This is a genomic window from Streptomyces sp. SL06, from assembly GCF_058244745.1.
This window is the reverse complement of record NZ_JBSYOT010000002.1, coordinates 2,685,744-2,711,986: the sequence shown is the minus strand read 5'-3', so window position 1 is coordinate 2,711,986 and position 26,243 is coordinate 2,685,744. Positions and strand designations below refer to the sequence as shown.

The following is a 26,243-nucleotide window of genomic DNA, read 5'->3' as shown; positions in this document are numbered from 1 at the left end:
GGAAGCAGCCCAGGAGTATGGTCCATTTCCATGGCGGAATCACGGGCCACTCTGGGCGTCGACCTGCATCTGGAACCCACCGGACCGGGCCTGCGCCGCGGCCTCACCGCGGCCCTGCGCGAGGCCGTCCGCACCGGCCGCCTCGCCCCCGGCACCCGGCTGCCCTCCTCCCGCGCCCTCGCCGCCGACCTCGGCATCGCCCGCAACACCGTCGCCGACGCCTACGCCGACCTCGTGGCCGAGGGCTGGCTCACCGCGCGCCAGGGCTCGGGCACCCGCGTCGCCGAGCGTGTCGCCGCCCCGCCGGCCGGCGCCTCGGCCCGGCGCCCGCCGGGGCGCGCCCGCCCCGCCCACGACCTGCGCCCCGGCACCCCCGACCTCGCCTCCTTCCCGCGCGCCGAGTGGCTCAGGTCCGCCCGCCGCGCCCTCGCCGCCGCTCCCAACGACGCCTTCGGCTACGGCGATCCCCGCGGCCGGCCCGAGCTGCGCACCGCGCTGGCCGGCTACGTCGCGCGGGCCCGCGGTGTGCGCGCCGACCCGGAGAGCCTGCTGGTCTGCGGCGGGGTCGCGCACGGCCTCGGGCTGCTGGCCGCGGTGCTGCGGGCGCGCGGCGTGCGCACCGTGGCCGTCGAGTCGTACGGTCTCCACATCCACCGCGACCTGCTCACGGCGGCCGGGCTGCGTACCGTCGCGCTGCCCGTCGACGACCGGGGCGCGGCCTTCGGGGCGCTCGGGGACGCGGGCGCCGTACTGCTCACGCCCGCCCACCAGTTCCCGACGGGCGTCCCCCTGCACCCCGACCGCAGGGCGGCCGTCGTGGACTGGGCGCGGCGCACCGGCGCCCTGGTCCTGGAGGACGACTACGACGGCGAGTTCCGCTACGACCGCCAGCCCGTCGGCGCCCTCCAGGGGCTGGACCCCGGCCGCGTCGTCTATCTGGGCACCGCAAGCAAGTCCCTCGCCCCCGGGCTGCGGCTGGGCTGGCTGGTGCTGCCGCCCTCGCTGGCCGGGGAGGTCATGGACGCCATGGCGGGACGTGTCCCGGGCGTGCTCGACCAGCTGACCCTCGCGGAGTTCATCGGCTCCGGGGGCTACGACCGGCACGTCAGGTCCGCCCGGCTGCGCTACCGGCGCCGCCGCGACGCCCTGGTCGCCGCCCTCGCCGAGCGCGCGCCCCGGGTCCGCGTCACCGGCATCGCCGCCGGTCTGCACGCCGTACTCCAACTCCCGCCCGGCACCGAGCAGCAGACCGTACGGGCCGCCGCCTGGCACGGACTCGCGGCCCACGGCCTGTCCCTCTTCCGCCACCCGGCCGCCCCCGACCCCCCACAGGACGCCCTGGTAGTCGGCTACGGCACCCCACCCGACCACGCCTGGTCCCCAACCCTGGACGCCCTCTGCCGAGCCCTGCCACAGACCGGGAGCTGAGCGCCCCGAAGGGGCGCGGGGAACGGCGCGACCAGCCACAAGACACCCGCACCCGGCAACGGCGAACAACCCGGCAAACGCGTCCCCACTGTGCCGGGCCCTGCCGTGAAGGAGACGCAGGGACAAGCGCCCCGAAGGGGCGCGGGGAACGGCGCGACCAGCCACAAGACACCCGCACCCGGCAACAGCGAACAACCCGGCAAACGCACCCCCGCCCCACCCGGTAAGCTGCCCTCGGGCCGTAACTGGCGCGCTGGGATGGACAACCATCGGGGAGCGGCCCGAAGAAGCGAGCGCCGTGCGCCTGGGCCGACCGAGAACGCTGACCGCAACGTCCGGAGGTCACCATGCCCGCAGAGCCCACCCCCGCTTCCACCGCCTACCGCGCCGCCCTCGACGTCATCCGCACCGTCGAGCCCCGCGTCGCCGACGCCATCGGCCAGGAGCTCGCCGACCAGCGCGAGATGCTCAAGCTGATCGCCTCGGAGAACTACGCCTCCCCGGCCACCCTCCTCGCGATGGGCAACTGGTTCAGCGACAAGTACGCCGAGGGCACCATCGGCCGCCGCTTCTACGCCGGCTGCCGCAATGTCGACACCGTCGAGTCCCTCGCCGCCGAGCACGCGCGCGAGCTGTTCGGCGCCCGCCACGCCTACGTCCAGCCGCACTCCGGCATCGACGCCAACCTCGTCGCCTTCTGGGCCGTCCTCGGCGCCCGCGTCGAGGTGCCCTTCCTGGAGAAGGCCGGCGCCCGCCAGGTCAACGACCTGACCGACGCCGACTGGGCCGAGCTGCGGCAGGCCTTCGGCAACCAGCGGATGCTCGGCATGTCCCTGGACGCCGGCGGCCACCTCACCCACGGCTTCCGGCCGAACATCTCCGGCAAGATGTTCGACCAGCGCTCCTACGGCACCGACCCGGCGACCGGCCTCATCGACTACGAGGCCCTGCGCGCCTCGGCCCGCGAGTTCAAGCCGCTGATCATCGTCGCGGGCTACTCCGCGTACCCCCGGCTGGTGAACTTCCGGATCATGCGCGAGATCGCCGACGAGGTCGGCGCGACCCTCCTGGTCGACATGGCGCACTTCGCGGGCCTGGTCGCGGGCAAGGTGCTGACCGGCGACTTCGACCCGGTCCCGCACGCCCAGATCGTGACCACGACCACGCACAAGTCGCTGCGCGGCCCGCGAGGCGGCATGGTCCTGTGCGACGACTCCCTCAAGGACCAGGTGGACCGCGGCTGCCCGATGGTCCTCGGCGGCCCGCTCCCGCACGTCATGGCCGCCAAGGCCGTCGCCCTCGCCGAGGCCCGGCAGCCCGGCTTCCAGGACTACGCGCGGCGCATCGTCGACAACGCCCGCGCCCTCGCCGAGGGCCTGGTCCGCCGCGGCGCCACCCTGGTCACCGGCGGCACGGACAACCACCTCAACCTGATCGACGTGGCATCCTCCTACGGCCTCACCGGCCGGCAGGCCGAGGCCGCCCTCCTCGACTCCGGCATCGTCACCAACCGCAACGCCATCCCGGCCGACCCGAACGGCGCCTGGTACACCTCCGGCATCCGCGTCGGCACCCCGGCGCTGACCACGCGCGGCCTCGGCACGGCGGAGATGGACGAGGTCGCCGGCCTGATCGACCGCGTCCTGACGGCGACGGAGGCCGGCACCACGAAGTCCGGCGCCCCCTCGAAGGCATCCCACGTCCTCGACGCGAAGATCGCCGACGAGATCTCGCAGCGCGCGACCGACCTGGTGACCGGCTTCCCGCTGTACCCGGAGATCGACCTCGGCTGACGCGGGAGACATCCTTACGGGCCGGTCGGCTCCGCACGCGACCGCCCGCTGTGGCGGCCCGGCACGGTACCGGGCCGCCACACCTCGCGGAGGCGGTGGAGCCAGTGCCCGATCGCCCCTCGCGGCCTGAGAGAATGACGTCCATGGCCTCTGAACGTCCCCGCGTACTCTCCGGCATCCAGCCGACCTCCGGCTCGTTCCACCTCGGCAACTACCTCGGCGCCGTCCGCCAGTGGGTCGACATGCAGAACACCCACGACGCGTTCTACATGGTCGTCGACCTGCACGCGATCACCGTTCCGCAGGACCCGAGAGAACTGCGCGAGAACACCCGCGTCGCCGCCGCCCAGCTCCTCGCGGCCGGCCTCGACCCGGCCCGCTGCACGCTGTTCGTGCAGAGCCACGTCCCCGAGCACGCCCAGCTGGCCTGGCTGATGAACTGCATCACCGGCTTCGGCGAGGCATCCCGGATGACCCAGTTCAAGGACAAGTCCGCCAAGCAGGGCAGCGACCGCACCACCGTCGGCCTGTTCACGTACCCGATGCTGATGGTCGCCGACATCCTGCTCTACCAGTCCGACCAGGTCCCCGTGGGCGAGGACCAGCGCCAGCACCTTGAGCTGACCCGCGACCTCGCCGAGCGCTTCAACCAGACCTACGGCGACACCTTCACCGTCCCGAGCGCCCACATCCTCAAGGAGACGGCGAAGATCTACGACCTTCAGGACCCGACCGCCAAGATGAGCAAGTCGGCGCCCACCCCGAAGGGCCTGATCAACCTGCTCGACGAGCCGAAGGCCTCCGCGAAGAAGGTCAGGAGCGCGGTCACGGACGCCGACACCGTGGTCCGCTTCGACCGCGCGCACAAGCCCGGCGTGAGCAACCTGCTGTCGATCTACTCCACCCTCACCGGCACGGCGATCCCCGAGCTGGAGCAGAAGTACGAGGGCAAGGGCTACGGCGCGCTGAAGACGGACCTCGCCGATGTCGTGGTCGAGTTCGTCACCCCCTTCCGGGAACGCACCCGGCAGTACCTCGACGACCCCGAGACGCTCGACGCGATCCTGGCCGAGGGCGCGGACAAGGCACGGGCCGTCGCCGCCGAGACCCTCGCTCGGGCGTACGACATGGTGGGCCTTCTGCCCGCCAAGCACTGACCCGCGCGGCCGCCTGGGCACTGGCCCCGGCGCCCTGCGTGCGCCCCGGCATGCCGCCGTAGCGCTGCACATCACTCCGGTTGCGCCTGCCCCGGGCACGGTGGTGGCCGTACAGTCGACAACCGGGTGTCCGACACGGAAAACGGAACGACAGGAGACGAAGTGGGGACCGTAACGATCGGTGTGTCGATCGCGGTCCCGGAGCCCCACGGCAGCAAGCTCCAGCAGCTGCGTGCGGGCTTCGGCGACGCCGCGGCTCACGGCATCCCCACGCACGTCACCCTGCTGCCGCCGACCGGGGTGGACGGCGCCGCGCTCCCCGCGATCGAGGCGCACCTCGCGGAGGTGGCGGCGCGCGGGCGGCCCTTCCCGATGCGGCTGTCCGGCACCGGGACCTTCCGCCCGCTGTCGCCGGTCGTCTTCGTCCAGGTGGTCGAGGGCGCCGCGGCCTGCTCCTGGCTGCAGAAGCGGGTGCGGGACGCCTCCGGGCCGGTCCCACGCGAACTGCAGTTCCCGTACCACCCGCACGTCACCGTGGCGCACGGCATCGAGGAGGCGGCGATGGACCGCGCCTTCGAGGAGCTGTCCGACTACGAGGCCCGGTGGTCCTGCACCGGCTTCGCGCTCTACGAGCAGGGCCCCGACAGTGTGTGGCGCAAGCTGCGCGAGTTCCCCTTCGGCAGCGCCACGGTGCCGCCGCAGGCGGGGCGCGTGGAGAGCGGCTCCCTGCCCACCCGGTAGCGGCTACACCGGCAGCCGCCGGAACACCGTCCGCGGCAGGTGCCGCAGCGCCGCCATCACCACGCGCAGCGCGCCGGGCACCCACACCGTCTCCGAGCGCCGCCGCAGCCCCAGTTCGATCGCCGTGGCCACCGCCTCGGGCGTCGTGGCGAGCGGTGCCTCCGGCAGCCCGGCGGTCATCCGCGACCGCACGAACCCGGGCCGTACGACCATGACGTGCACGCCCGTGCCGTACAGCGCGTCGCCGAGGCCCTGCGCGAAGGCGTCCAGGCCGGCCTTGCTCGAACCGTAGATGAAGTTGGCGCGCCGGGCCCGTTCGCCGGCCACGGAGGACAGCACCACCAGGGAGCCGTGGCCCTGCGCCTGGAGCGCGCGGGCGCCGACCAGACCGGCCGAGACCGCGCCGGTGTAGTTGGTCTGCGCGACCCGCACGGCGTTCAGCGGCTCGCGCTCGTCGTGCGCCTGGTCGCCCAGGATCCCGAAGGCCAGCAGCACCAGGTCGATGTCGCCCTCGGCGAAGACCTTGCCGAGCACCGCCTCGTGCGACTCGGGATCGAGCGCGTCGAAGGCGACGGTGCGCACCTCGGCGCCGAGGCCGCGCAGTTGCCCGGCCGCCTCCTCCAGGGCGGGCGAGGGGCGGCCGGCCAGCCAGACCGTGCGGGTGCGGCGGGCGACCAGACGGCGCGCGGTGGCGAGCGCGATCTCGGACGTACCGCCGAGGACGAGAAGGGACTGGGGGATGCCGAAGGCGTCCTTCACGACAGCTCCTGGGGATGGTCTAGAGGTGGAGGCGGCGGGCCAGGTCGGAGACGAACACCCCGCGCGGGTCCAGCTCCGCGCGCAGCGCGCGGAAGTCGTCCAGGCGCGGGTACATCGCGGCGAGCACGTCCGGCCGCAGCCGGGAGTCCTTGGCGAGGTAGACCCGGCCGCCGGCCCCGGCGACCTCCTCGTCCAGTTCGTCCAGGAAGGCGCCGAGGCCCGGCAGTCCCGCCGGGATGTCCAGGGCCAGGGTCCAGCCGGGCACGGGGAAGGAGAGCCAGCCCGGGTCGGCGTCCCCGAACCGCTTGAGGACGGCGAGGAAGGACGGGCAGCGGCGTTCGGAGATGCGCCGCACGATCCGGCGCAGGGTGTCCTCCCGGCCGTGGCCGACGACGAACTGGTACTGCACGAAGCCGCCCCGGCCGTAGATCCGGTTCCAGTGCGGGACGCCGTCCAGGGGGTGGAAGAAGGCGGGGATCCGCTGGAGCCGGCCGCGGCTCTCGCGGGGGGCCTTGCGGTACCAGAACTCGTTGAACAGGCCCACCGCCGTCCGGCTCAGCAGGCCCTCCGGGACGAGGTCGGGGGCGGCCGGGAGCCGGGAGGTGCGAAAGGCCAGCGGCGCCCGCCGGGCGCGTGAGCCGGCGGGCAGCGCGTCCAGGGGCGCGTGGTCGCCGCGGGTGAGCACCGCACGGCCGGTCGCCGCGCCGCGCGCGAGCAGGTCGATCCAGGCGACCGAGTAGCGGTAGCGGTGGTCGGTGGCCGTCAGCCGGGCCATCAGGTCGTCCAGGTCGGCGGCGCGTTCGGTGTCGACCGACATCAGCGCCGTCCCGACCGGCTGGAGCCGCAGGGTCGCGGTGAGGATCACACCGGTCAGGCCCATGCCGCCGGCGGTCGCGTCGAACAGCGGCGTGCCCGGACCCACGGTGCGCACCCGGCCGTCGGCGGTGAGCAGTTCCAGGGAGAGCACGTGCCGTGCGAAGGATCCCGACACATGGTGGTTCTTGCCGTGGATGTCCGCGCCGATCGCCCCGCCGACGGTCACATAGCGGGTGCCGGGCGTCACCGGCACGAACCAGCCGAGCGGCAGCAGGACCTCCATCAGCCGGTGCAGCGAGACCCCCGCGTCGCAGAGCACGGTGCCGCCGTCGGCGTCGATGGCGTGGATCCGGTCCAGGGCCGTCATGTCCAGCACGGCGCCCCCCGCGTTCTGCGCGGCGTCCCCGTACGCCCGCCCCAGTCCCCTCGCGATGCCACCGCGGACCCCGCACCCCCGGACGGCGAGGGCGGCCTCCTCGTACGTCCGCGGCCGGATCAGACGGGCCCCGGTGGGCGCGGTGCGGCCCCAGCCGGTGACCTGGCCCCAGTCGGCGTCGGGGTCCCAGTCGGCTTCGGGGGCGGTGTCGGCAGACATGCCGGTGACCGTATCGCCCCTATGTGAATGATTAGTTCCAAAACATTCCGCATATACCTGAAACGGGTGATTAATGGTATGTCGCTCCAACGTGTCGGACTTCCGGCGCCGTGGGCGTGAACAGTGAGTCCACATGGACGACCTCGACGACATGGACCACCGGATCGTCACGGTGCTCAGGGCCCGCGCCACGGACCCGCGCGTGGCCGGTGCCGCGCGCGCCCTGTCCTGGGCCGGGGAGCACGGAGCGCTGTGGCTCGCGGCGGGCCTCACCGGAGCCGCCGTGGACCGTGCCCGGCGCACGGCCTGGCTGCGCGGCACGGCGCTCACCGCGGGCGCGCACCTCGTCAGCATGGGCGTGAAGCGGGTCGTGCGCCGTCCGCGCCCCGCCCACGTCGTACCCCTGGTGCGCACCGCGGGCCGGCACTCCTTCCCCAGCTCCCACGCCACCTCGGCGGCGGCCGCCGCCGTCGCCTTCGGCGCGCTCGGGGTGCCCGCCGTCCGGCCGCTGGCCGCCGCGGTGTGCGCGTCCCGGCTGGTCGCCGGCGTCCACTACCCCTCGGACGTGGTGGCGGGCGCGGCCCTGGGCGCGCTCACGGCCGGGCTCGGCGCCCGCTGGATGCGCGGAGGCACCCGTGACTGACACGGCCGTCCTGCGGCAGCAGGCCCCCGAACAGCAGCAGGAGCCCGCGCCGGTGCGCCGCAGGGGCATCCCGGCGGGACTGCTCAGGACCGCGCGCCCCCGCCAGTGGATCAAGAACGTCCTGGTGCTCGCCGCCCCCGCCGCCGCCGGTGAGCTGTCCTCCCCGGCCGCCCTCGGCCGGCTCGCCCTGGTCTTCGCCCTGTTCACCGCCTGCGCCGCCGCCGTCTACCTGGTCAACGACGCCCGCGACGCCGAGGCCGACCGCGCCCACCCCGTCAAGCGGCACCGCCCGGTCGCCGCCGGGCAGGTCCCGGTGCCGCTCGCGTACGCCGCCGGCGGCCTCCTGGGCGTCCTCGCGCCCGTGCTCGCGGCCTGGCTGTGCCCGCCCTCCGTCGCGGCCCTGCTGACCGCCTACCTGGCGATGCAGGTGGCGTACTGCGTCAGCCTCAAGCACGTCCTGGTCGTCGACCTCGCCGTGGTCACCACCGGCTTCCTGATGCGGGCGATGGCCGGCGGACTCGCGCTCGGCATCCCGCTCTCGCGCTGGTTCCTCATCACGACCGGCTTCGGCGCGCTGTTCATGGTCGCCGCCAAGCGGTACTCCGAAGCCGTCCAGATGGCCGACAAGGCGGGCGCCACGCGCGCGCTGCTCACCGAGTACACCACCGGCTACCTCCGCTTCGTCTGGCAGCTCGCGGCCGGCGTCGCCGTCCTCGGCTACTGCCTGTGGGCCATGGAGGAGGGCGGCGTCCCGCACACCAGCGTGCTGCCCTGGCGCCAGCTGTCCATGATCGCCTTCGTCCTGGCCGTCCTGCGCTACGCCGTCTTCGCCGACCGCGGTATCGCCGGTGAACCCGAGGACGTCATCCTGCGCGACCGGGCGCTCGCGCTGATCGGCGTGGTGTGGGGGGCGATGTACGGCCTGGCGGTGGCCAATTGGTAGCCGGCCGGCGCGAACTGCTGGGCTTCGCCTCCGTCGGCCTGCTCGCCTACGCCGTCGACCTCGGCCTCTTCACCTGTCTGCGCGGCCCGGCCGGGCTCGACCCGCTCACCGCCAAGGCGCTGTCCTTCGTCGCCGGCTGCTGCGTGGCGTACGCGGGCAACGCGCTGGGCACCTACCGGCACACCCGCCCCCAGGGCCTGCGCCCCTACGCGGTGTTCTTCGCGGTGAACGTCGCCGGCGCCGCCGTGCAACTGCTGTGCCTGGCCGTCAGCCACTACGGCCTCGGCCTCACCTCGCAGCGCGCCGACACCGTCGCCGGCGCGGGCATCGGCATGGCACTGGGCACGATTCTGCGCTTCTGGGGCACAAGGACACTGGTCTTCCGTGCCGGGAACGAAACCGGCGGCCCGACGGGATCATGGACCGGGACGAGCGGGGGCAGGGTCGGATCATGGACTGGCTGAAGAAGCTTCCCGTACTGGGACCGTGGATCGCGCGGCTGATGACCACGCACGCGTGGCGCTCGTACGAGCGGCTGGACCGGGTGAAGTGGACGCGGCTGGCCGCCGCCATGACCTTCACCAGCTTCCTCGCGCTCTTCCCGCTGCTCAGCCTGGCCGCCGCCGTCGCCGCGGCCACGCTCAGCCGTGGCCAGCAGGACCGGCTCCAGGACCGGATCGCCGAGCAGGTGCCCGGCATCTCCGACCAGCTGAACATCCAGGGCCTGATCGACAACGCCGGCACCGTCGGCCTCATCGCCGCGGCCCTGCTGCTGTTCACCGGCATCGGCTGGGTCGACGCCATCCGCGGCTGCCTGCGCGCCGTGTGGGAGCTGCCCGACGAGGAGGAGAACCCCGTCCTGAGCCGGGTCAAGGACGCGGGCGTCCTCGTCGGTCTCGGCGGCGCGCTCCTGGTCACCGTCGCCATCTCCACCGTGGCCTCGGCACTGGTCGGCTGGATCATCCGCGAACTGGGCATCGCCGAGGGCGGCTTCGGCGGGCCCCTGCTCTACGTCGTGGCCTTCGCCGCCGCCGTCCTCGCCAACTTCCTGCTGCTCCTGTACGTGCTGACCCTGCTGCCCGGCGTCCAGCCCGAGCGCCACCGCCTGGTGGTGGCCGCGCTGATCGGCGCGCTCGGCTTCGAACTGCTGAAGCTGCTGCTCAGCGGCTATATGCAGGGCGTCGCCGCGAAGAACATGTACGGCGCCTTCGGCGTCCCCGTCGCCCTGCTGCTGTGGATCAACTTCACCACGAAACTGGTGCTGTTCTGCGCCTCCTGGACGGCGACGGGCAGCGGGGCGGAGGAAGCCGGGGCAGAGGAGGCCGGAGGCGTCACGGCCGCGTCCGGCGACGGACCAGGTCCGGCAGCGGCCACCTCCGGTTGACCAGGAACGCGCCGCCCGCGAGCAGGACCAGCGCCCCCGCGGTGATGCCGGCCGCGACCCCGGCCCCGCCGGAGCCCTCCGGTGCCGAGGAGCCCGCCACCGGCTTCGCGCCCGCCACGCCCTTGCCGCCGGCCTCTCCGGAGGCCTCGGGCGCGGGGCTCTCCTGCTCGGCGCTCCTCGGCCGCACCAGCTCGCCCACCGGCCGCACCTTGTCGGCCGCGGCGAAGCCCCAGTCGAAGAGGCGGGCGGTCTCCTTGTAGACCTCGTTGTGCTCGTTCTTGGCCGGGTTCATGACCGTGACCAGCAGCACCCTGCCGTCGCGCTCGGCGACGCCCGTGAAGGTGGCGCCCGCGTCGGTGGTGTTGCCGTTCTTCACCCCCGCGATGCCGGGGTAGACATCGAGGTCCCCGTCGCCGGACAGCAGCCGGTTGGTGTTCTGGATCTCGAAGGGCTTGCGGGACGTCTTGCCCTTCTTGTCCTTCTTCGTCTCGCCCGGGAACTTGGCGCTGACCGTCGAGGCGTACTCGCGGAAGTCCTTCTTCTGCAGCCCCGAGCGGGCGAACAGCGTCAGGTCGTACGCGGAGGAGACCTGGTGCGGCGCGTCGTAGCCGTCGGGGGTGACCACGTTCGTGTCGATCGCTCGCAACTCCTGGGCCTGCTCGTTCATGTCCTTGACCGTCTCGTCGACACCGCCGTTCATCGCGGACAGCACGTGCACCGCGTCGTTGCCCGAGCGCAGGAAGACCCCGAGCCACAGGTCGTGGACGGTGTAGGTCTCCTCCTCCTTGATCCCGACCAGGCTGGAGCCCGCGCCGATGTCCGCGAGTTCGGAGTCCGCCACCTTGTGCCGCGTGGTCTTCGGCCACTTCGGCAGGAGCGTGTCGGCGAACAGCATCTTCAGGGTGCTCGCCGGGGCCAGCCGCCAGTGCGCGTTGTGCGCGGCGAGCACGTCGCCGGACTCCGCGTCCGCCACGATCCAGGAGCGGGCGGTGATGTCCTTGGGCAGCACGGGTGCCCCGTCCGCCGGATCCACCTGCGTCCCGGGCCGTCCGAGCCGCGCACCGCCCACGGTCGACATCGTCGCCGGGGGAGTGGCCGACGGGCTCGCCGAGGAGCCGGCCGAGGGGCTCGGGGCGGCGAGGGCGGCGGGGGAGAGCAGGGCGAGAGCGGTCAGGGCGGCGGAGGCGACCAGCAGGGAGCGCCTGCCGGTCTTCTTGGGTGCGGGCACGAGCGAGAACGTACCTCCCGCGAGCGCCGCGCTCCCACCCCGGGCACGGATCCCGAGACGGGGCGGCGATACTGGAGCGATGAAGCTCAGCCGCCCCGTCTCCTGGTTCCTGCTCGTCTTCGGGGTGTGGAGCTGGGTCATCTGGATCACTTTCGTTAAAAATCTGGTCAAGGACGGCAGCGGGCTCGCCTTCGAGGACGGCGACCCCACGGCGTACTTCTGGGTGCACCTGCTGCTCGCCGTCGTCTCCTTCCTGTTGGGGACGGTCATCGGGGGCATCGGGTTGCGCGGACTGCGCCGAACGTCATAACTGAGGGGATACGACGGCATGGTGGTCGTCTTCGCGCTCGTCGCGCCGGCCGTGGTGAGCGTGGTGGTCGTGGCGAACTGGTACGTGTGGCGGCGCCTGCTCCGCGACACGACCCGGGGGCCCGGCACGGTGCGCCGCGTCGGCGCGGCGGTGATCGCCGGCGGCTGGGTGCTCGCCGTCGGCGCCCTGGCCGCCGAGCGCGGGGGCGCCCCCTTCTGGCTCCAGCGCGTCCTGGCCTGGCCGGGCTTCCTGTGGCTGGCCCTGTCGATATACCTGCTGCTGGCGGTGGTCGCGGGCGAGGCGGTCCGACCGCTGCTGCGATGGTTCGTCGAGCGCCGTGCGGCCGGGCGGGCGGGGCCGGTGGCGTCCCCGGCCGCGGACACGGAGCGCATACCGGCCGGAACGGCGCCGCCCGAGAGGCCCAGGCCGTCCAGGCCGCCGGAGACACCCGAGCCGCCCGGCACACCAGGGCCCGGCGCCGCGACCCCCGAGCCGGCGCCCCCGGGCCCCCTCGACCTGCCCTCCCGCCGCCTGTTCGTCTCCCGTGTCGTCGCCGGTACCGCCGCCGCGGCGGCCGTCGGCACGGTCGGCCTCGGCACCTACGGCGTGCTGAGCGGCCCGCGGGTGAAGCGCGTCACCGTGCCGCTGGCCAAGCTGCCGCGCGCGGCGCACGGTTTCCGGATCGCCGTGGTCAGCGACATCCACCTCGGCCCGGTCCTCGGCCGGGGCTTCGCGCAGCGGGTCGTCGACACGGTCAACTCCACGCAGCCCGACCTCATCGCCGTCGTCGGCGACCTGGTCGACGGCAGCGTGAAGAACCTCGGCCCGGCGGCGGCCCCGCTGGCCCGGCTCAGGGCACGGCACGGCGCGTACTTCGTCACCGGCAACCACGAGTACTTCTCCGGCGCCGAGCAGTGGGTCGCCGAGGTGCGGCGGCTCGGCCTGCTCCCGCTGGAGAACGCCCGCACCGAGCTGCCCCACTTCGACCTGGCCGGCGTCAACGACGTGTCGGGCGAGAGCCGGGGACAGGGCCCGGACTACGCCAAGGCCCTCGGCGACCGGGACCGGGCACGCGCGTGCGTGCTGCTCGCCCACCAGCCGGTGCAGATCCACGACGCCGTCGACCACGGCGTCGACCTCCAGCTCTCCGGCCACACCCACGGCGGCCAGCTCTGGCCCGGCAACCTCATCGCGCGCGCCGCCAACCCGACGGTCGCGGGCCTGGAGCGCTACGGCGACACCCAGCTGTACGTCAGCCGCGGCGCGGGCGCCTGGGGCCCGCCCACGCGCGTGGGCGCCCCCTCGGACGTGACGGTGATCGAGCTGGCCTCAGCGCAGGTCTGAGGGGCGCTTCCGGCCGGCGTCCCCGGCGGGCGCCGCCCTCTTGGCCGGGTCCGGGAGCGCCCTGGTCATCCCGGGCAGGAAGTCGGTGAACAGTTCGTGCACCTCCTGCACGAGCGGGCGCAGCACCCGGAAGCGGGCCAGCGCGACGCCCCGCGCGATGAGCCGGGAACCGCGTTCGGCGAGGCGGTAGCTGCGCTCGCGGCCCTCCGTGCGGTCGAAGATCCAGTACAGGACGAGCGCCATCTGGAAGAGCCACATCAACTCGGGCAGGACATCGCGCAGTTCCTCGGGCACCTTGCCCTTCGCGCCGGCCAGCACCGTCCGGTGGATGCTGATGGCCTCCACGCGCGCGTGCTCCGACTCCGGGGAGAAGGGGCTGAGCGGGCTGTCCGGGTCGGCGGCGTTCTTGAAGAACTGCACCGCGAACTCGTGGTACGGCGTCGCGATGTCAAGCCAGACCTTCAGCACACCCGCCAGTCGCGCCTCCAGGTCGGTCTCCCGGGCCAGGACCTCGCGGACCGCCTCCTGGTGCTCGGCGGCGATCCGGTCGTAGAAGCCCTGGATCAGGTGCTCCTTGCCGGCGTAGTAGTAGTACGCGTTGCCGACGGAGACCCCGGCCTCCTGGGCGATGGCCCGCATGGTCGTCCGGTCGTAACCGCGTTCCTGGAACAGCCGCATGGCCGTCTCCAGGATCAGCGCGCGGGTCTGCTCGGACTTGCTGAGGGGGGCGCCGTCGTCGGGGCCGTCGTTCTTCGCGGGCACGGGACCGAGCCTAGCCTCACGGCGGATCCCCTCGTCCGGACGTGCTCGGGAGAAGGCCGGGCAGGCCCGTCAGGTGCGGCGGCCCAGCTCCGGCCGCTTGGTGTAGTCCGTGAGCCCGACGACGTTGCCCCACGGGTCGGCGAACTCCACGGTCCAGCCGGTGGCGACGGGAAACGGCTCGTCGAGCGGCACGACACCCGCCTCGCGCAGCGCGCGGTCCGCGCTCCGGGCGTCCGACACCTCCAGCCACACCCGCGCCGAGGGCCACGGCGGCGGCCGGCGTCCGAACTCCTCCTCCGCCCGCAGCAGGATCCCCGGCGTCTCGCCGCCGGCCTTCAGCAGCGCGATCCCGGCCTCGTCGAGCCGGAAGGCGACCGGGAAGCCGGCCCGCTCGTAGAAGCCGACGGCCTCGCCGAGATCCCCGACGGGCAGCAGGACGTTGTCGAACCCGAGCAGTTCGTACGACTCATCAGCTGACATGTCGTCAGATTAGGTGTGTGCGGTACGAAGTGGGCGAAATCAGGGCAGGGTGGCGGCGGGGTCACTCGTTGGGGCGGACGGCGCTCCCGGTCCGGGCTTCTCTTTGTCCAATAAGTCAGACAGTATGACCGGCAGTTTCCCGCATCATTCAGGAGTGACACCACTGTGAGCGAGCAGCCGCAGCAGCCGTCCCAGCCGCCCGGTTACGGCTATCCGAACCAGGCTCCCGGCGCCGGCCAGGCCGGTCCCTACGGCTACCCGCAGGGCGGCTACCAGCAGCCCGGTTACCAGCAGCCGCCCGGCGGTTACCAGCAGCCCGGCTATCAGCAGCCGCCCGGCTACTACGGCGGCGACCCCGGCGCGCCCTACGGCTACGACTCCTACGGGCGCCCGTACTCGGACAAGTCGAAGATCGTCGCCGGCATCCTCCAGCTCTTCCTCGGCAGCTTCGGCGTCGGCCGCTTCTACGTCGGCTCCGTCGGCGTCGGGCTGGCCCAGCTGTTCACCTGCGGCGGGCTGGGCTTCTGGGCGCTGATCGACGGCATCATCTACCTCGTCAGCGACGACCGCACGGACTCCCAGGGCCGAATCCTGCGTGGCTGACGCGGTCCGCCCCGCGCCACCCGGAGGACGACGCCTGCCGTGGCATCCCGCGGCGGCACCCCTCGCGGTGCTCGTCGCGGGCGCCGCGGGAGCCGGGTACCTGTGGTTCACCGACCCGCACGAGAGCGGCCACCTCCTGCCCCAGTGCCCGCTGCGGTACGTCACCGGGCTGCTCTGCCCGGCCTGCGGCGGCACGCGCATGGTCTACGACCTGATGCACGGTCACTTCGCCGCGGCCTGGCTGGACAACCGCGCCCTGCTGCTCGCCGCGCCCCTCGCGCTCGCGCTGTGGGGCCGCTGGACCGCGGAGGGCCTGCGCGGCCGTTCCTGGCGGCCCCGGATCGCCCCGTGGGCCCAGGCGTCGATCCTGCTGACCGCACTGGCCTGGACGGTACTTCGCAATCTCGTCTGAGGCGCGCGGGACAGGCGCGCGGGAGCTGGTGTCACCGCACTGATCGCAAATGATCACGGTACGGGCACAGTTGATCGAGTCCACTCCCGCCCGTCCCACTCGTCTCCATATGCTCCCTACGCGCAGGGGGGACGGCCACGGCACACGTGGGCCGCTGTGCGCGGTCGGTGTGCGACCGGCGGTGCTCTCTCCTGGGCCGCCGGGCCATTCGTCCCGGCCCGTCCCTCTTCTCCCCAGGAGCACCACCATGACCGTCCCCCCGAGCCACGCCGCTCCGTTCGGCTACGACCCGCAGGGCCGCCCGTACTCCGACAAGTCGAAGATCGTCGCCGGTATCCTCCAGCTCTTCCTGGGCACCCTGGGCATCGGCCGCTTCTACGTCGGCTCCGTGGGCGTCGGCATAGCGCAGCTGCTCACCTGCGGCGGGCTGGGCTTCTGGGCGCTGATCGACGGCATCATCTTCCTGGTCAGCAACGACCGCACCGACAAGGAAGGCCGTGTGCTGCGCGGCTGACACCGCTCGGGCCGCCCCGCGCGTCCGCACGGCCGAGGGCCCCGACCGCATCCGGTCGGGGCCCTCGGCCGTGTCACCGGCGTGCGGTCAGAAGCGGCGCGTGATCAGCGCCCGCTTCACCTCCGCGATCGCCTTGGTGACCTCGATGCCGCGCGGGCAGGCGTCCGTGCAGTTGAAGGTCGTGCGGCAGCGCCAGACGCCGTCGCGGTCGTTGAGGATCTCCAGCCGCTGCTCGCCGGCCTCGTCACGCGAGTCGAAGATGAAGCGGTGGGCGTTGACGATGGCCGCCGGGCCGAAGTACTGCCCGTCGTTCCAGAACACCGGGCACGACGAGGTGCAGGCGGCGCACAGGATGCACTTCGTGGTGTCGTCGAAGCGCTCGCGGTCCTCGGCGGACTGGAGACGCTCCCGCGTGGGCTCGTTGGTGTCCTTCGTGATCAGGAAGGGCATCACGTCCCGGTACGCCTGGAAGAACGGCTCCATGTCGACGACCAGGTCCTTGAGGACCGTCAGGCCCTTTATGGGCTCGACCGTGATCGGCTTCTCGGGGCTGAGGTCCTTGATCAGCGTCTTGCAGGCCAGCCGGTTCTTGCCGTTGATCCGCATGGCGTCGGAGCCGCAGATGCCGTGCGCGCAGGAGCGGCGGAACGTGAGGGTGCCGTCGAGATCCCACTTGATCTTGTGCAGCGCGTCGAGGACACGTTCCTTCGGGTCGATCTCCAGCTGGAAGTCCTCCCAGGAGGCCTCGGCCGCGACCTCCGGGTTGAACCGCCGCAGGCGGAAGGTGACCGTGATGTACGGGGAGTCGGCGAAGCCGGGCTCGGGGGCCGAGTCGTTCTTCTCCAGGACAGGGGTAGCCATCAGTACTTACGCTCCATCGGCTGGTAGCGGGTCTGGACGACCGGCTTGTAGTCGAGCCGGATGGACTCGGCGCCGTCGTCGCCCACCTCGCGGTACGCCATGGTGTGGCGCATGAAGTTGACGTCGTCGCGGTTGGGGAAGTCCTCGCGGTAGTGACCGCCGCGCGACTCCTTGCGGGCGAGGGCGGACACCGCCATCACCTCGGCCAGGTCGAGCAGGTTGCCCAGCTCGACGGCCTCCAGCAGGTCGGTGTTGAACCGCCGGCCCTTGTCCTGGATGGCCACGTTCTTGTAGCGGGCGCGCAGCTCGGCGATCTTCTCGACGGCCGTCTTGATCGTCTGCTCGGTGCGGAACACCATGACGTTGGCGTCCATGCACTCCTGCAGCTCGCGGCGGATCGTCGCCACCCGCTCGGTGCCGGTGGAGGAGCGCAGCCGCTCGATCTGCTCGACGACCAGGGACTCGGGGTCCTCCGGCAGGTCGACGAAGTCGGTCTGGCGCGCGTAGTCCGCGGCGGCGATGCCGGCCCGCTTGCCGAAGACGTTGATGTCCAGCAGCGAGTTGGTGCCCAGGCGGTTGGCGCCGTGCACCGAGACGCAGGCCACCTCGCCGGCCGCGTACAGGCCCGGGACGACGGTGGTGTTGTCCCGCAGGACCTCGCCCTCGACGTTGGTCGGGATGCCGCCCATCGCGTAGTGGGCGGTGGGCTGGATCGGGATCGGGTCCGTGTAGGGCTCGATGCCGAGGTAGGTGCGCGCGAACTCCGTGATGTCCGGCAGTTTGGCGTCCAGCTGCTCCGGCGGGAGGTGGGTGAGGTCCAGGTAGACGTGGTCGCCCTCGGGACCGCAGCCGCGGCCCTCGCGGATCTCCGTGTAGATGGAGCGCGAGACGACGTCACGGGAGGCGAGGTCCTTCATGACCGGCGCGTACTTCTCCATGAAGCGCTCGCCGTCCTTGTTGCGCAGGATGCCGCCCTCACCGCGGGCACCCTCCGTCAGCAGGATGCCCATGCGCCAGATGCCGGTCGGGTGGAACTGGAAGAACTCCATGTCCTCGAGCGGCAGCCCGCGCCGGTACACGGCCGCCTGGCCGTCACCGGTCAGGGTGTGCGCGTTGGAGGTCACCTTGAAGAACTTGCCGGTGCCGCCGGAGGCGTAGATCACGGACTTCGCCTGGAAGACGTGGATCTCACCGGTCGCCAGCTCGTACGCCACCACGCCCGACGACTTCTTGACGCCGTCGACCTCGGTGATCAGCTGGTCCAGGACGTAGAACTCGTTGAAGAACTCCACGCCCTCCTTGACGCAGTTCTGGTACAGCGTCTGCAGGATCATGTGGCCGGTGCGGTCGGCCGCGTAGCAGGAGCGGCGGACCGGGGCCTCGCCGTGGTTGCGGGAGTGACCGCCGAACCGGCGCTGGTCGATCGTCCCGTTGGGCGTCCGGTTGAACGGCAGGCCCATCTTCTCCAGGTCGAGGACCGAGTCGATGGCCTCCTTCGCCAGGATCTCGGCGGCGTCCTGGTCGACCAGGTAGTCACCGCCCTTGACCGTGTCGAAGGTGTGCCACTCCCAGTTGTCCTCCTCCACGTTGGCCAGCGCGGCGGCCATGCCGCCCTGCGCGGCGCCCGTGTGGGAGCGGGTGGGGTAGAGCTTCGTCAGGACGGCCGTGCGGCTGCGCTTGGTCGCCTCGATGGCGGCCCGCATACCGGCGCCACCGGCGCCGACGATGACGGTGTCGTACTTGTGTACCTTCATGATTTTCGCAGCCCCGTGCCTAGCGGATGTTCGGGTCGAAGGTGAAGATCACCAGCGTGCCCAGCAGGATGGTGAACACCGTGGCGGTGTAGAGCAGCCCCTTGAGCCACAGGCGCGTGTTCGGGCGCTCCGCGTAGTCGTTGATGACGGTGCGCAGGCCGTTCGCGCCGTGCAGCATCGCGAGCCAGAGCATCAGGAGGTCCCAGACCTGCCAGAACGGCGAGGCCCAGCGGCCGGCCACGAAGGCGAAGCCGATCTTCGAGACGCCGCCGTCCAGCACCAGCTGGATGAGCAGGTGCCCGAGGACCAGGACGACCAGCACCACGCCGGACAGGCGCATGAACAGCCAGGCGATCATCTCGAAGTTGCCCCGCGTGGACTTCGGGGTCTTCTTCGTGCGCCGGCGGGGGGCCTCGATGAGCGGCGCCGGGTTGTCGGCCGTGTACAGGGAGGCGCCCTCGACGGGGCCGATCCCGGAAGCGGGGGATTCAGTCGTGGACATGGGCGTCAGCTCCCGAACAGTTCACGAGCGGCGTGGCCGAGGACGGGGTAGATCGCCCCGAGCATCAGCACGACCCACAGGGCGACGACGGTCCAGAGCATCTGCTTCTGATAGCGGGCGCCCTTGACCCAGAAGTCGACGGCGATGACGCGCAGACCGTTGAGCGCGTGGAAGAGGATGGCGGCGACGAGGCCGTACTCCAGCAGCGCGACGATCGGCGACTTGTAGGTGGCCACGACGTTGTCGTAGGCCTCGGGGGACACACGGACGAGCGCGGTGTCCAGCACGTGAACGAACAGGAAGAAGAAAATGAGGACGCCGGTGACTCGATGAGCCACCCAGGACCACATTCCTTCCCGGCCGCGGTACAGCGTTCCAGCCGGCACGGAAATTTCCTCCGGAAGCGGGGATTGGGGCCGCGCCGGCTTTCCTTGTCGGTCGGGCCCGGCCGGGTACGGTCCACCGGCCCCCAGCATGGTAGCGACGTGGACCCGTGGTGCTTACAGGGGGCCTGCCGTTGTGATCAAAGTTGCACTCAAAAGAGCAGTGGGTTCGCCCGCGTGGGGCGGCTACCGGGGCGGTGGGTCCCGGTGGTGGGTGGCCGGTCGCGCGGTCGGCCGCGCCTCCGAGAGGACGTCGGCCAGCCGCGTTCTCGCGAGGCGGCGGAGTTCCTCCGCGGCCACCTGGCGTTCCTCGTCCGGATCGTTGGCCAACCGCGACCGTATGGCCGCCAGTACGTGGTTCAGGGCCTCGTCCGTGCCCAAGCCGTCCACACAGATGACGAACGCGTGGCCGAAGCGGCTCTCGTAGGCCGCCGCGGCGGCGCTCAGGGCCGTGTGGGCGGCCGCGTAGACGTCCGCGGGCAGGGCGGGCACGGTCTCCGCCGCCAGGGCCTCGGCCACCTCCCGCGGGGTCAGGTCGTACGCGGCCTCGTCCGCCGCCGCCAACAGGGCCGGCAGGTCCGGGTAGGGGCGGTGGGAGGTGACGCGGTGGGCCCAGCCGTGGCTGTTCAGGCAGGTGCGCAGGGTGCGGGCGGCCTCGTCCGGGTGGGCCGTGTTGAGGCGTTCCAGTGGCGTGGGTGTGGCCGGTGCGGCGGGTGTTTGCACCGGGACCGGCAGGGCCACTCGGGCGGGGAAGTCAGGAAGACGGTGCACAGGCGGCGTGGGTCCTTGTGGGCGTCACGTGTGTGTCGGCGGCAGGGGACGGTGCGAAAGACGCGGCGTCACGTTATCGAGTGATGGTGTCGCGTGTCGGATCGGTGCCCGAATTTCACCCGAACGGGAGAGTTTCAGAACATGTGGTGGACGCATGGTGGAGCTTACGGTCGTAGGTTGGCGCTGTGAGCCAGCACGGACGCCGGACACCGGCGCACAAGGTGAGGCAGCGGGCCGTGATCGCCGGTGCGGCGGTCGCCGCGCTCGGCGTGGGAGTGGGCCTGTGGGCCACCGACGGTGACGGCGACGGCGGGCCCGGGGGCTCGGCCGCCCGGTCGTCCGAGGGAGCGGCCGCACCCTCCACGCAGCCCAGTCCCAGTCGCTCCTACGCGCTGTCGAAGGAGCCGCGCACCATACCCGCCGTACGCGACCACACCCCGGCCCGCGGCCCCGGCTGGCAGCCGGAGAAGAGCCACCGCGTGGTCGTCGCCGACGCCGGCCTCGCCGACGAGGGGCGCCTGATAGCGGGCGAGCTGGGGATGACGTACGCGGGGGAGAAGGACGACGAGCGCGCCGGGGACCTGCTCCTTGACGTCAAGGCCGACAAGGGCGCGAACCCCGAGTCGTACACCATGACCGTGCGCGACGGCCGCGTCACCGTCACCGGGCCGGCCGAGGCGGGCGTCTACTACGGCACCCGCACCCTGAAACAGGCGGTGGACGACGGCGGCACCGCGCCCGAGGGCGTCGTGAAGGACGAGCCGGACAAACCGCGGCGCGGCCTCATGCTCGACATCGCCCGCAAGCACTACGACGCCGACTGGATCAAGGACCGGGTCCGCGAGCTGGGCGACCTGAAGTTCAACGAACTGGGCCTGCACTTCTCCGACGACCAGGCCTTCCGCATCGAGTCCGACTCGCACCCCGAGATCGTCTCCGACGACCGTCTGACCAAGGCCGAGGTCAAGGAGATCGTCGACCTCGCCGAGGCCCACCACATCACCGTCGTCCCCGAGATCGACTCGCCCGGCCACCTCGGCGCCGTGATCGCCGCGCACCCCGACCTCCAACTGCGCAACGCCCAGGGCACGGCCACCCGCGGCGCGATCGACATCTCCAAGCCGGAGGCCGCCGAGATCGTCGACGACCTGCTGGACGAGTACGCCGACCTCTTCCCCGGCTCCCAGTTCCACCTGGGCGCCGACGAGTACCAGGCACTCGTGGTCTCGGACCCCGAGGCCTCCTATCCGACGCTGGCCGCCGCCGCCCGCAAGGCCTACGGCTCCGGCGGCACCGTCGCCGACCTCACCACCGGCTGGCTCAACGGCCGCGCGGAGACGGTCCAGGCGCACGACCGCACCCCGCGCGCCTGGAACGACGGCTTCCTCAAGGGCACGTCCGTCGAGCCCCTGAAGGACATCAAGGTCGCCTACTGGACCGGCAAGGAGATCGGCGCCCGCCCGCCGGCGGAGTATCTGAGCACGGGCCGCGAGGTGCTCAACTACAACGACGAGTTCCTCTACTACGTGCTCGGTGAGCCGCAGACCTTCGTCTATCCCACCGGTGAGCGCATCTACGAGCAGTGGACCCCGCGCGTCCTGCGCGGCACGCAGGCGGTCGACGCGAAGTACGACGACCAGATACTCGGCGGCAGCCTCGCGGTCTGGGGCGACCTGCCGAACGCGCAGACCCAGGCGCAGGTCGCCGACGGCATCCGGCTGCCGCTGGCCGCGACCGTCCAGAAGCTGTGGGACCCGGGCAAGCCCGAACTGTCCTGGACGGACTTCAAGGCGCTGGCCGACCGGCTCGACTGACCAGGCGCACCCCGTGGATTGTCCGATCCGGCTGCGAACTCCCGTACGGCTGTGGTGGTCTTCTGAACGAGCCGAACCGATACGCCAGGGGGAGCCGGGACATGGGCTACTGGGGGTACTTCGTCGTGGGCCGCGCCGAACGGCCGCTCGCGGAACTGGACGCGCTGCCGGGGGCCGCGGACATGACCCTGCGCCTGTCCGCGCCGGGCGGCTGGCAGGTGTGGGAGTTCCCGGGCGGCGACGGAGACGTGGGGAACATGAACGACCTGGCCGCGCAGACCGGCGCGCCCGCGCTGTTCGGGTACGTGATGGACAGCGACTGCGTGGTCGTGGAGGCGGCGGCGCCGCAGAGCGGGGCGTGGACGACCTGCCTGGCGCGGTCCGCGATGGCCGGGTACCTCGGCGCGGAGAAGGAGGGGCTCACCCTTGAGGACTACTTCCTGGAACCCCGCGACGCCGCCGAACGCGCCGTCGCCTGGGCCGTCGAGGCGGGCCACGCCGCGAACGCCACCGAACTGACGGAGATCCTGTCGACGGACCCCGGCTTCGGTCCCGGCACGGGTTTCGGGGAGGGGCCGGATTCCGACCCCGGCGCCGCCTCCGACCCCGTCCCCGGGCCGGAATCCGACCCCGGCCTGCGGCCCGGCGGCGCAATCGGGCCCGACTCCGGTTTCCGCTCCGGTGACGGCCCCGGGCCCGATTTCGGCCTCGGCTCCGGGACCGTGGCCGAAAACCTCTTCTTCCGGTTTCTCGACCGGCTGGGCGTCGTGCCGCTGTGACACTCCGGGCCCGTCGCACGCAGTAAGGGTCAGTGCGGGCTCCGTGGTGGTGAGCGGGGCGAAGCGGCGGGAACAGGGAGGCACCGAATGAGCCTGTTGGAACTGATCGCGCGGGCCGACACACGCGGACTCGCCGCGAGCGGGCTGGCTTGTTTGGATCGCTGCGTTCCTCTGCTGGACGGCGACGACGAGATCCTCAGACCCCTGTGGGCGATCCTCGCCGACCGCACCGGCGGCGAGGACGCCCGCGAGTGGGCGCAGGCCCTGACGCAGGTGCGCGACAAGCTGGCCGGCCCGGACGCCGCCGGTGAGGACGAGGCCGTACTCCTGACCCGCCGGATGCTGGCCACCGCGCCGGCCGAGTACTCCCTCCCGGAGCTGCGGGCGTGGGCCGACGCCTGTTCCGTCGCCTCGCTCAGGATCCACCGCCTCCTCGACCCCGCCGCGGACCCCGCCCCCAAGGCCGATGTCCGCGGAGAGGAGGGCACCGAGGGGCTGCCACCGCTCGTCGCCGCCGAACTGCGCCGCCAGACCGCCGTACTCGACCTGCTCGCCGGGCACGGAACGGCCGGACTGCGCCCGGCCCTGGAGGTCTCCACGGAGGGGCGCCGGGTGCTGCGCGCGGTGGTGTCCCGCCGCGCCCGCGGACGGGGCTGAGCCCGCTCTGCCGACGGACACGTGTGACGAAACTCCGCCCCGCGGCGCTCTACCGGATGTGACGACTGTGACCGGCGGACCGACGCCCCAGCGGGAAACCCGGCCGTCGGCCGCCGAGAAGCCCGTGCGGTGGGCGGCGGACGCGGTGGCCACCCTGCGCGAGGGCGCCCGGCTGCGCCTGGACTACTCGGCGCAGAGCCTGTGGCGCGTCGACCGCGTGATCGACGGCATCCGGGGCGAGGGAGCGCCGTACGCCGCGGTGGAGCCCGTGCTGCGCGGACTGGGCGCCTACGCCGGTGAGGTGATCGTGCGTCAGGCCGGCGGGGAGTGGTGGGCGACCGGCGGCGACCACTGGGTCCGCACCCCCGACGGCCGGCTCTGGGACCCGATCGACGAGGCCCGCCGCCGCTTCACCGGAGACGGATCGCTGCGCCTGCTGTGCCGGGACGCCGCGCCCGGCCGCTGACGGCCGCCGGTACACCTGCGGGAAACGGGCCGCGGCCAAAAGCCCTCGGGTCCCGGGAGCAGTCCCGCGGGCCTCCGGGCCGAAACGCACGAACCGAGGCAACGACCGGGGCCGCCACCCCCCACAGGAGAGGCCCCGGCCGTCGCGTGGCACGGGTCGCGCGGCGGCCCGTATCTCCTACAGCGTCGCGACAGCGTTTTCTGTCACACCCCGCCGCGTCACGGGTTAGTTGCATCTTGTACAGCAATGCGAGATGGACATGGACGAGTGGCGGTTTCAAGACGTAACGTGCCATTCGCGCCGACCAGCGGGGGGGGGTCTTCCTCCCACATCACGTGAGCGGTGGAGCACCGCGACCATCAATGGGGCAACCACGACGGCGAGTACCGGTCCGCGAGAGCGGCGCCGGCCTAGGCGCAAAGAGGGGCTCGGTGCTGGGGGACGACGCGGAGCTGACCGCCGCGGTGCGTGCGGCACAGGACGGGGACGAGACCGCGTTCCGGACTGTGTACCGCGCGGTGCATCCGCGGCTGCTGGGCTACGTACGGACGCTCGTCGGCGATCACGACGCCGAGGACGTGACGTCCGAGGCCTGGCTGCAGATCGCCCGCGACCTGGAGCGGTTCGACGGCGACGCCGACCGGTTCCGCGGCTGGGCCGCGCGTATCGCCCGCAACCGCGCGCTGGACCACATCCGCATGCGGGGGCGCCGGCCCGCGATCGGCGGCGACGAGACCGAGCTGGCCGGCCGGCCCGCCGAGTCCGACACCGCGGGCGAGGCCATGGAGGCCCTGGCCACCGACGACACCTTCTCCCTCATCGCCCGGCTGCCCCAGGACCAGGCCGAGGCCGTCGTCCTGCGCGTCGTGGTGGGCCTCGACGCCAAGAGCGCCGCGGAGACGCTGGGCAAGCGGCCGGGTGCCGTCCGCACGGCCGCGCACCGTGGCCTGAAGCGCCTGGCCGAGCTGCTCGGCGGCGATCCGGAATCCGGAGGGAGGCTCGACGCCCTGCCGCCGCAGCGGGAACCGCGCGGTCGTGCGGTGACGTTCCGCGAGTGTGACGCATACACCGGCGCGGACGCAGAAAGACATGTGATGGCCGACGAGCAGGACAAGTGGCTGGACCGCGAAACGGCGGAGCGCCTGCTGCGCGGAGAGCTACTGGACGCGGTCGGACCCGCAGTCCGCGGCCGGGCCGAACGACTCGCCGCCGCCCTGCGCGTACTCGCCGCCCCGCCCGTGCCGTCCGACGAGGAACTCCCCGGCGAAGCCTCGGCGTTGGCCGCCTTCCGCAAGGTGCGCGCCGAGCGTGCCGATGACTCGGCGGGGGCGTCAGCCGACCCCGGACACGGCATCGCGTCCCCGTCCCGCGACGCCGGGCTGATCCGCATCGGCGCACGCGGCGAGGGTGCCGGCCGCTCCCGCCGGAACCGTCCGCTGCGCCTCGGGCTGGCCGCCGCGCTTGCCGTCGGCATGGTCGGCGGAGTGGCGGTGGCGGCCGGAACCGGAGCGCTGCCGACGCCCTTCGGCGGCACCGAACCGGAACCCGTCGCCACCGTCTCGGCCGCGGTCTCCCCCGACCGCCCGCCCGCCTCGCCCTCGCCGCTGGACGGCACGCAGGGCGGTTCGGCGCCCGGTGGCCCCACGCCGGGCGCGCCCGAGCGGGGCACCGCGCGCGACGGCGGCGCGGCCGGGGACCACGACGCGGACGACCGGACGGCCGGCGCTCCCGGCGAACGCCGGTCCGCTCTCGTCGCGGCCTGCCGCAAGGTGCGCGGCGGCAAGGAACCCGACGGCACCCGCATGCGCGCGCTGAAGGCGGCGGCCGGGGACACGTCGCGGATCGGCGAGTACTGCGAGGACCTCCTCGCCGGGGCCGACACCGCGGCCCGGGACCGCACCGGCGGCCGGGACGGCCGGGAGCCCGGCGACTCGCGGGACGCGGCCCGGGAGCACGGCCTGCGCAAGGACCCCGGCGGCCGGGGCGACGCGGGGGACAAGGACGGCAGGAGCGACCGGGGCGGGGACGACGACCGGGTCGACGACGGGAAGAAGACCGACGGCGGCGACGGCGGCGAGGGCGGTGAAGAGGGCGAGGACGACGACGGCCACATAGTCCCGCCCGTGAGGTACTTCCACGGCCCGCAACGCCCCGGCGCCGCGCACACCCCGTCGGCCCGCTTCGAACCCCTGCCGCGGCGGGTGCAGACACCGCAGTCACCGCAGTCGGCGCCCGGTCCGTCCGCCCTCACCGGACCCCTCGCACCCGCGTTCACGCAGGTGGAAGCGGATTTCCCGGCGAGGGTGTGACATTTTCGGCCGCCGTGGCGCAGTAATGAACGAGC

At 72.7% G+C, this 26,243-nt stretch carries 28 protein-coding genes, 1 pseudogene and 1 riboswitch; of the genes and pseudogenes, 19 read left to right on the top strand and 10 right to left on the bottom strand.

The genetic code is table 11. From position 1 onward, the window contains the following. Positions 1-30 precede the first annotated feature (30 nt). From pdxR to AC4IHM_RS12220, 4 genes are all read left to right on the top strand, one after another. Positions 31-1,428 (top strand): MocR-like pyridoxine biosynthesis transcription factor PdxR, encoded by a 1,398-nt coding sequence (gene pdxR / locus AC4IHM_RS12235; RefSeq protein WP_490867098.1) that lies wholly within the window; start codon positions 31-33, stop codon positions 1,426-1,428. A gap of 231 nt (positions 1,429-1,659) precedes the next feature. Further along, a riboswitch (ZMP/ZTP riboswitch) is annotated at positions 1,660-1,745 on the top strand. Positions 1,746-1,775: 30 nt separating this feature from the next. After that, positions 1,776-3,221 (top strand): glycine hydroxymethyltransferase, encoded by a 1,446-nt coding sequence (locus AC4IHM_RS12230; protein WP_490867097.1) that lies wholly within the window; start codon positions 1,776-1,778, stop codon positions 3,219-3,221. A 143-nt stretch (positions 3,222-3,364) separates the two neighbouring features. Beyond that, on the top strand, positions 3,365-4,378 hold the full coding sequence (gene trpS / locus AC4IHM_RS12225; RefSeq protein WP_490867096.1) for a tryptophan--tRNA ligase: 1,014 nt from the start codon (positions 3,365-3,367) through the stop codon (positions 4,376-4,378). A gap of 162 nt (positions 4,379-4,540) precedes the next feature. Beyond that, on the top strand, positions 4,541-5,119 hold the full coding sequence (locus AC4IHM_RS12220; protein ID WP_490867095.1) for a 2'-5' RNA ligase family protein: 579 nt from the start codon (positions 4,541-4,543) through the stop codon (positions 5,117-5,119). A gap of 3 nt (positions 5,120-5,122) precedes the next feature. Here AC4IHM_RS12220 and dprE2 read toward each other — a convergent pair whose 3' ends face one another. Continuing rightward, positions 5,123-5,878 (bottom strand): decaprenylphospho-beta-D-erythro-pentofuranosid-2-ulose 2-reductase, encoded by a 756-nt coding sequence (gene dprE2, locus AC4IHM_RS12215; protein ID WP_490867094.1) that lies wholly within the window; start codon positions 5,876-5,878, stop codon positions 5,123-5,125. Positions 5,879-5,897: 19 nt separating this feature from the next. After that, a complete protein-coding gene (gene dprE1 / locus AC4IHM_RS12210; RefSeq protein ID WP_490867093.1) occupies positions 5,898-7,289 on the bottom strand; it encodes a decaprenylphosphoryl-beta-D-ribose oxidase in 1,392 nt (463 codons plus the stop codon). A 133-nt stretch (positions 7,290-7,422) separates the two neighbouring features. Between dprE1 and AC4IHM_RS12205 the strand changes: the two genes are divergently transcribed. Genes AC4IHM_RS12205 through AC4IHM_RS12190 form a run of 4 tightly spaced genes read left to right on the top strand, consistent with a single transcriptional unit; the run spans position 7,423 to position 10,259 of the window. Beyond that, entirely contained in the window at positions 7,423-7,932 is a 510-nt protein-coding gene (locus tag AC4IHM_RS12205; RefSeq protein ID WP_490867092.1) for a phosphatase PAP2 family protein, read from the top strand. Continuing rightward, positions 7,925-8,875, top strand: a complete 951-nt coding sequence (locus AC4IHM_RS12200) for a decaprenyl-phosphate phosphoribosyltransferase (RefSeq protein WP_490867091.1) — start codon at positions 7,925-7,927, stop codon at positions 8,873-8,875. Before AC4IHM_RS12205 ends, AC4IHM_RS12200 begins: the two co-directional genes overlap by 8 nt. After that, on the top strand, positions 8,869-9,339 hold the full coding sequence (locus tag AC4IHM_RS12195) for a GtrA family protein (protein WP_490867090.1): 471 nt from the start codon (positions 8,869-8,871) through the stop codon (positions 9,337-9,339). The genes AC4IHM_RS12200 and AC4IHM_RS12195 overlap by 7 nt, the downstream gene beginning before the upstream one ends. After that, positions 9,327-10,259: a YihY/virulence factor BrkB family protein gene (locus AC4IHM_RS12190; protein ID WP_490867089.1), complete on the top strand. Its 933-nt coding sequence runs from the start codon at positions 9,327-9,329 to the stop codon at positions 10,257-10,259. The genes AC4IHM_RS12195 and AC4IHM_RS12190 overlap by 13 nt, the downstream gene beginning before the upstream one ends. Here AC4IHM_RS12190 and AC4IHM_RS12185 read toward each other — a convergent pair. Then, the gene (locus tag AC4IHM_RS12185; RefSeq protein ID WP_490867088.1) at positions 10,207-11,487 is read right to left on the bottom strand and encodes a D-alanyl-D-alanine carboxypeptidase family protein; all 1,281 of its coding nucleotides are present in this window, start codon (positions 11,485-11,487) and stop codon (positions 10,207-10,209) included. The two genes, AC4IHM_RS12190 and AC4IHM_RS12185, sit on opposite strands and share 53 nt — an antisense overlap. A gap of 79 nt (positions 11,488-11,566) precedes the next feature. Here AC4IHM_RS12185 and AC4IHM_RS12180 point away from each other — a divergent pair, with 79 nt between their 5' ends. Continuing rightward, positions 11,567-11,797 (top strand): SCO4848 family membrane protein, encoded by a 231-nt coding sequence (locus tag AC4IHM_RS12180; RefSeq protein ID WP_490867087.1) that lies wholly within the window; start codon positions 11,567-11,569, stop codon positions 11,795-11,797. An 18-nt stretch (positions 11,798-11,815) separates the two neighbouring features. After that, on the top strand, positions 11,816-13,141 hold the full coding sequence (locus AC4IHM_RS12175) for a metallophosphoesterase (protein ID WP_490867086.1): 1,326 nt from the start codon (positions 11,816-11,818) through the stop codon (positions 13,139-13,141). Here the strand turns inward: AC4IHM_RS12175 and AC4IHM_RS12170 are convergent. Together AC4IHM_RS12170 and AC4IHM_RS12165 are read right to left on the bottom strand one after the other, a co-directional pair. Continuing rightward, positions 13,127-13,903: a TetR/AcrR family transcriptional regulator gene (locus AC4IHM_RS12170; RefSeq protein WP_490867085.1), complete on the bottom strand. Its 777-nt coding sequence runs from the start codon at positions 13,901-13,903 to the stop codon at positions 13,127-13,129. The genes AC4IHM_RS12175 and AC4IHM_RS12170 overlap by 15 nt on opposite strands. Before the next feature lie 69 nt (positions 13,904-13,972). Further along, positions 13,973-14,383 carry a VOC family protein gene (locus AC4IHM_RS12165; RefSeq protein WP_490867084.1) on the bottom strand — a complete coding sequence of 137 codons (411 nt, stop codon included), beginning with the start codon at positions 14,381-14,383 and terminating at the stop codon, positions 13,973-13,975. A 165-nt stretch (positions 14,384-14,548) separates the two neighbouring features. Between AC4IHM_RS12165 and AC4IHM_RS12160 the strand changes: the two genes are divergently transcribed. The 3 genes from AC4IHM_RS12160 to AC4IHM_RS12150 all read left to right on the top strand — a co-directional run bounded on the left by AC4IHM_RS12160 (position 14,549) and on the right by AC4IHM_RS12150 (position 15,912). Further along, on the top strand, positions 14,549-14,986 hold the full coding sequence (locus AC4IHM_RS12160) for a TM2 domain-containing protein (RefSeq protein WP_490867083.1): 438 nt from the start codon (positions 14,549-14,551) through the stop codon (positions 14,984-14,986). Then, positions 14,979-15,398, top strand: a complete 420-nt coding sequence (locus tag AC4IHM_RS12155) for a DUF2752 domain-containing protein (RefSeq protein WP_490867082.1) — start codon at positions 14,979-14,981, stop codon at positions 15,396-15,398. The genes AC4IHM_RS12160 and AC4IHM_RS12155 overlap by 8 nt, the downstream gene beginning before the upstream one ends. 247 nt (positions 15,399-15,645) lie before the next feature. Continuing rightward, positions 15,646-15,912: a TM2 domain-containing protein gene (locus AC4IHM_RS12150; protein ID WP_490867081.1), complete on the top strand. Its 267-nt coding sequence runs from the start codon at positions 15,646-15,648 to the stop codon at positions 15,910-15,912. Positions 15,913-15,999: 87 nt separating this feature from the next. On the opposite strand, the gene AC4IHM_RS12145 is transcribed toward AC4IHM_RS12150, so the two are convergent. The 5 genes from AC4IHM_RS12145 to AC4IHM_RS12125 form a co-directional block, all read right to left on the bottom strand. Next, positions 16,000-16,773: a succinate dehydrogenase iron-sulfur subunit gene (locus AC4IHM_RS12145; protein WP_490867080.1), complete on the bottom strand. Its 774-nt coding sequence runs from the start codon at positions 16,771-16,773 to the stop codon at positions 16,000-16,002. After that, a complete protein-coding gene (gene sdhA / locus AC4IHM_RS12140; RefSeq protein WP_490867079.1) occupies positions 16,773-18,527 on the bottom strand; it encodes a succinate dehydrogenase flavoprotein subunit in 1,755 nt (584 codons plus the stop codon). Before sdhA ends, AC4IHM_RS12145 begins: the two co-directional genes overlap by 1 nt. Positions 18,528-18,546: 19 nt before the next feature. Further along, entirely contained in the window at positions 18,547-19,029 is a 483-nt protein-coding gene (locus tag AC4IHM_RS12135) for a succinate dehydrogenase hydrophobic membrane anchor subunit (protein WP_490867078.1), read from the bottom strand. 5 nt (positions 19,030-19,034) lie between these two features. Further along, on the bottom strand, positions 19,035-19,415 hold the full coding sequence (sdhC, locus tag AC4IHM_RS12130) for a succinate dehydrogenase, cytochrome b556 subunit (RefSeq protein WP_490867077.1): 381 nt from the start codon (positions 19,413-19,415) through the stop codon (positions 19,035-19,037). Positions 19,416-19,598: 183 nt separating this feature from the next. Next, on the bottom strand, positions 19,599-20,183 hold the full coding sequence (locus AC4IHM_RS12125; RefSeq protein WP_490867076.1) for a 2-oxo-4-hydroxy-4-carboxy-5-ureidoimidazoline decarboxylase: 585 nt from the start codon (positions 20,181-20,183) through the stop codon (positions 19,599-19,601). Positions 20,184-20,368: 185 nt separating this feature from the next. On the opposite strand from AC4IHM_RS12125, the gene AC4IHM_RS12120 reads away from it, so the two are divergent. The 6 genes and pseudogenes from AC4IHM_RS12120 (at position 20,369) to AC4IHM_RS12095 (ending at position 26,208) form a co-directional block, all read left to right on the top strand. Continuing rightward, positions 20,369-21,997: a beta-N-acetylhexosaminidase gene (locus AC4IHM_RS12120; RefSeq protein ID WP_490867075.1), complete on the top strand. Its 1,629-nt coding sequence runs from the start codon at positions 20,369-20,371 to the stop codon at positions 21,995-21,997. A 101-nt stretch (positions 21,998-22,098) separates the two neighbouring features. Then, on the top strand, positions 22,099-22,776 hold the full coding sequence (locus AC4IHM_RS12115; protein WP_490867074.1) for a hypothetical protein: 678 nt from the start codon (positions 22,099-22,101) through the stop codon (positions 22,774-22,776). An 87-nt stretch (positions 22,777-22,863) separates the two neighbouring features. Then, positions 22,864-23,433: a hypothetical protein gene (locus tag AC4IHM_RS12110; RefSeq protein WP_490867073.1), complete on the top strand. Its 570-nt coding sequence runs from the start codon at positions 22,864-22,866 to the stop codon at positions 23,431-23,433. 58 nt (positions 23,434-23,491) lie between these two features. Then, complete coding sequence (locus AC4IHM_RS12105; protein ID WP_490867072.1) at positions 23,492-23,899, top strand: hypothetical protein; 408 nt, start codon at positions 23,492-23,494, stop codon at positions 23,897-23,899. 431 nt (positions 23,900-24,330) lie between these two features. Beyond that, positions 24,331-24,994: pseudogene (locus AC4IHM_RS12100) on the top strand (RNA polymerase sigma factor). After that, a complete protein-coding gene (locus tag AC4IHM_RS12095; protein ID WP_490867071.1) occupies positions 24,994-26,208 on the top strand; it encodes a hypothetical protein in 1,215 nt (404 codons plus the stop codon). Before AC4IHM_RS12100 ends, AC4IHM_RS12095 begins: the two are co-directional and overlap by 1 nt. Positions 26,209-26,243 lie beyond the last annotated feature (35 nt).

Bases quoted from the DNA above. Each gene is read 5' to 3' on its own strand.
- sdhA (WP_490867079.1), bottom strand. From the start codon at position 18,527: ATGAAGGTACACAAGTACGACACCGTCATCGTCGGCGCCGGTGGCGCC.
- AC4IHM_RS12190 (WP_490867089.1), top strand. From the start codon at position 9,327: ATGGACTGGCTGAAGAAGCTTCCCGTACTGGGACCGTGGATCGCGCGG.
- trpS (WP_490867096.1), top strand. From the start codon at position 3,365: ATGGCCTCTGAACGTCCCCGCGTACTCTCCGGCATCCAGCCGACCTCC.
- pdxR (WP_490867098.1), top strand. From the start codon at position 31: ATGGCGGAATCACGGGCCACTCTGGGCGTCGACCTGCATCTGGAACCC.
- AC4IHM_RS12115 (WP_490867074.1), top strand. From the start codon at position 22,099: ATGGGCTACTGGGGGTACTTCGTCGTGGGCCGCGCCGAACGGCCGCTC.
- AC4IHM_RS12165 (WP_490867084.1), bottom strand. From the start codon at position 14,383: ATGTCAGCTGATGAGTCGTACGAACTGCTCGGGTTCGACAACGTCCTG.
- AC4IHM_RS12230 (WP_490867097.1), top strand. From the start codon at position 1,776: ATGCCCGCAGAGCCCACCCCCGCTTCCACCGCCTACCGCGCCGCCCTC.
- AC4IHM_RS12145 (WP_490867080.1), bottom strand. From the start codon at position 16,773: ATGGCTACCCCTGTCCTGGAGAAGAACGACTCGGCCCCCGAGCCCGGC.
- AC4IHM_RS12175 (WP_490867086.1), top strand. From the start codon at position 11,816: ATGGTGGTCGTCTTCGCGCTCGTCGCGCCGGCCGTGGTGAGCGTGGTG.
- AC4IHM_RS12095 (WP_490867071.1), top strand. From the start codon at position 24,994: ATGGCCGACGAGCAGGACAAGTGGCTGGACCGCGAAACGGCGGAGCGC.
- AC4IHM_RS12205 (WP_490867092.1), top strand. From the start codon at position 7,423: ATGGACGACCTCGACGACATGGACCACCGGATCGTCACGGTGCTCAGG.
- AC4IHM_RS12180 (WP_490867087.1), top strand. From the start codon at position 11,567: ATGAAGCTCAGCCGCCCCGTCTCCTGGTTCCTGCTCGTCTTCGGGGTG.
- AC4IHM_RS12135 (WP_490867078.1), bottom strand. From the start codon at position 19,029: ATGTCCACGACTGAATCCCCCGCTTCCGGGATCGGCCCCGTCGAGGGC.
- dprE1 (WP_490867093.1), bottom strand. From the start codon at position 7,289: ATGTCTGCCGACACCGCCCCCGAAGCCGACTGGGACCCCGACGCCGAC.
- AC4IHM_RS12110 (WP_490867073.1), top strand. From the start codon at position 22,864: ATGAGCCTGTTGGAACTGATCGCGCGGGCCGACACACGCGGACTCGCC.
- AC4IHM_RS12150 (WP_490867081.1), top strand. From the start codon at position 15,646: ATGACCGTCCCCCCGAGCCACGCCGCTCCGTTCGGCTACGACCCGCAG.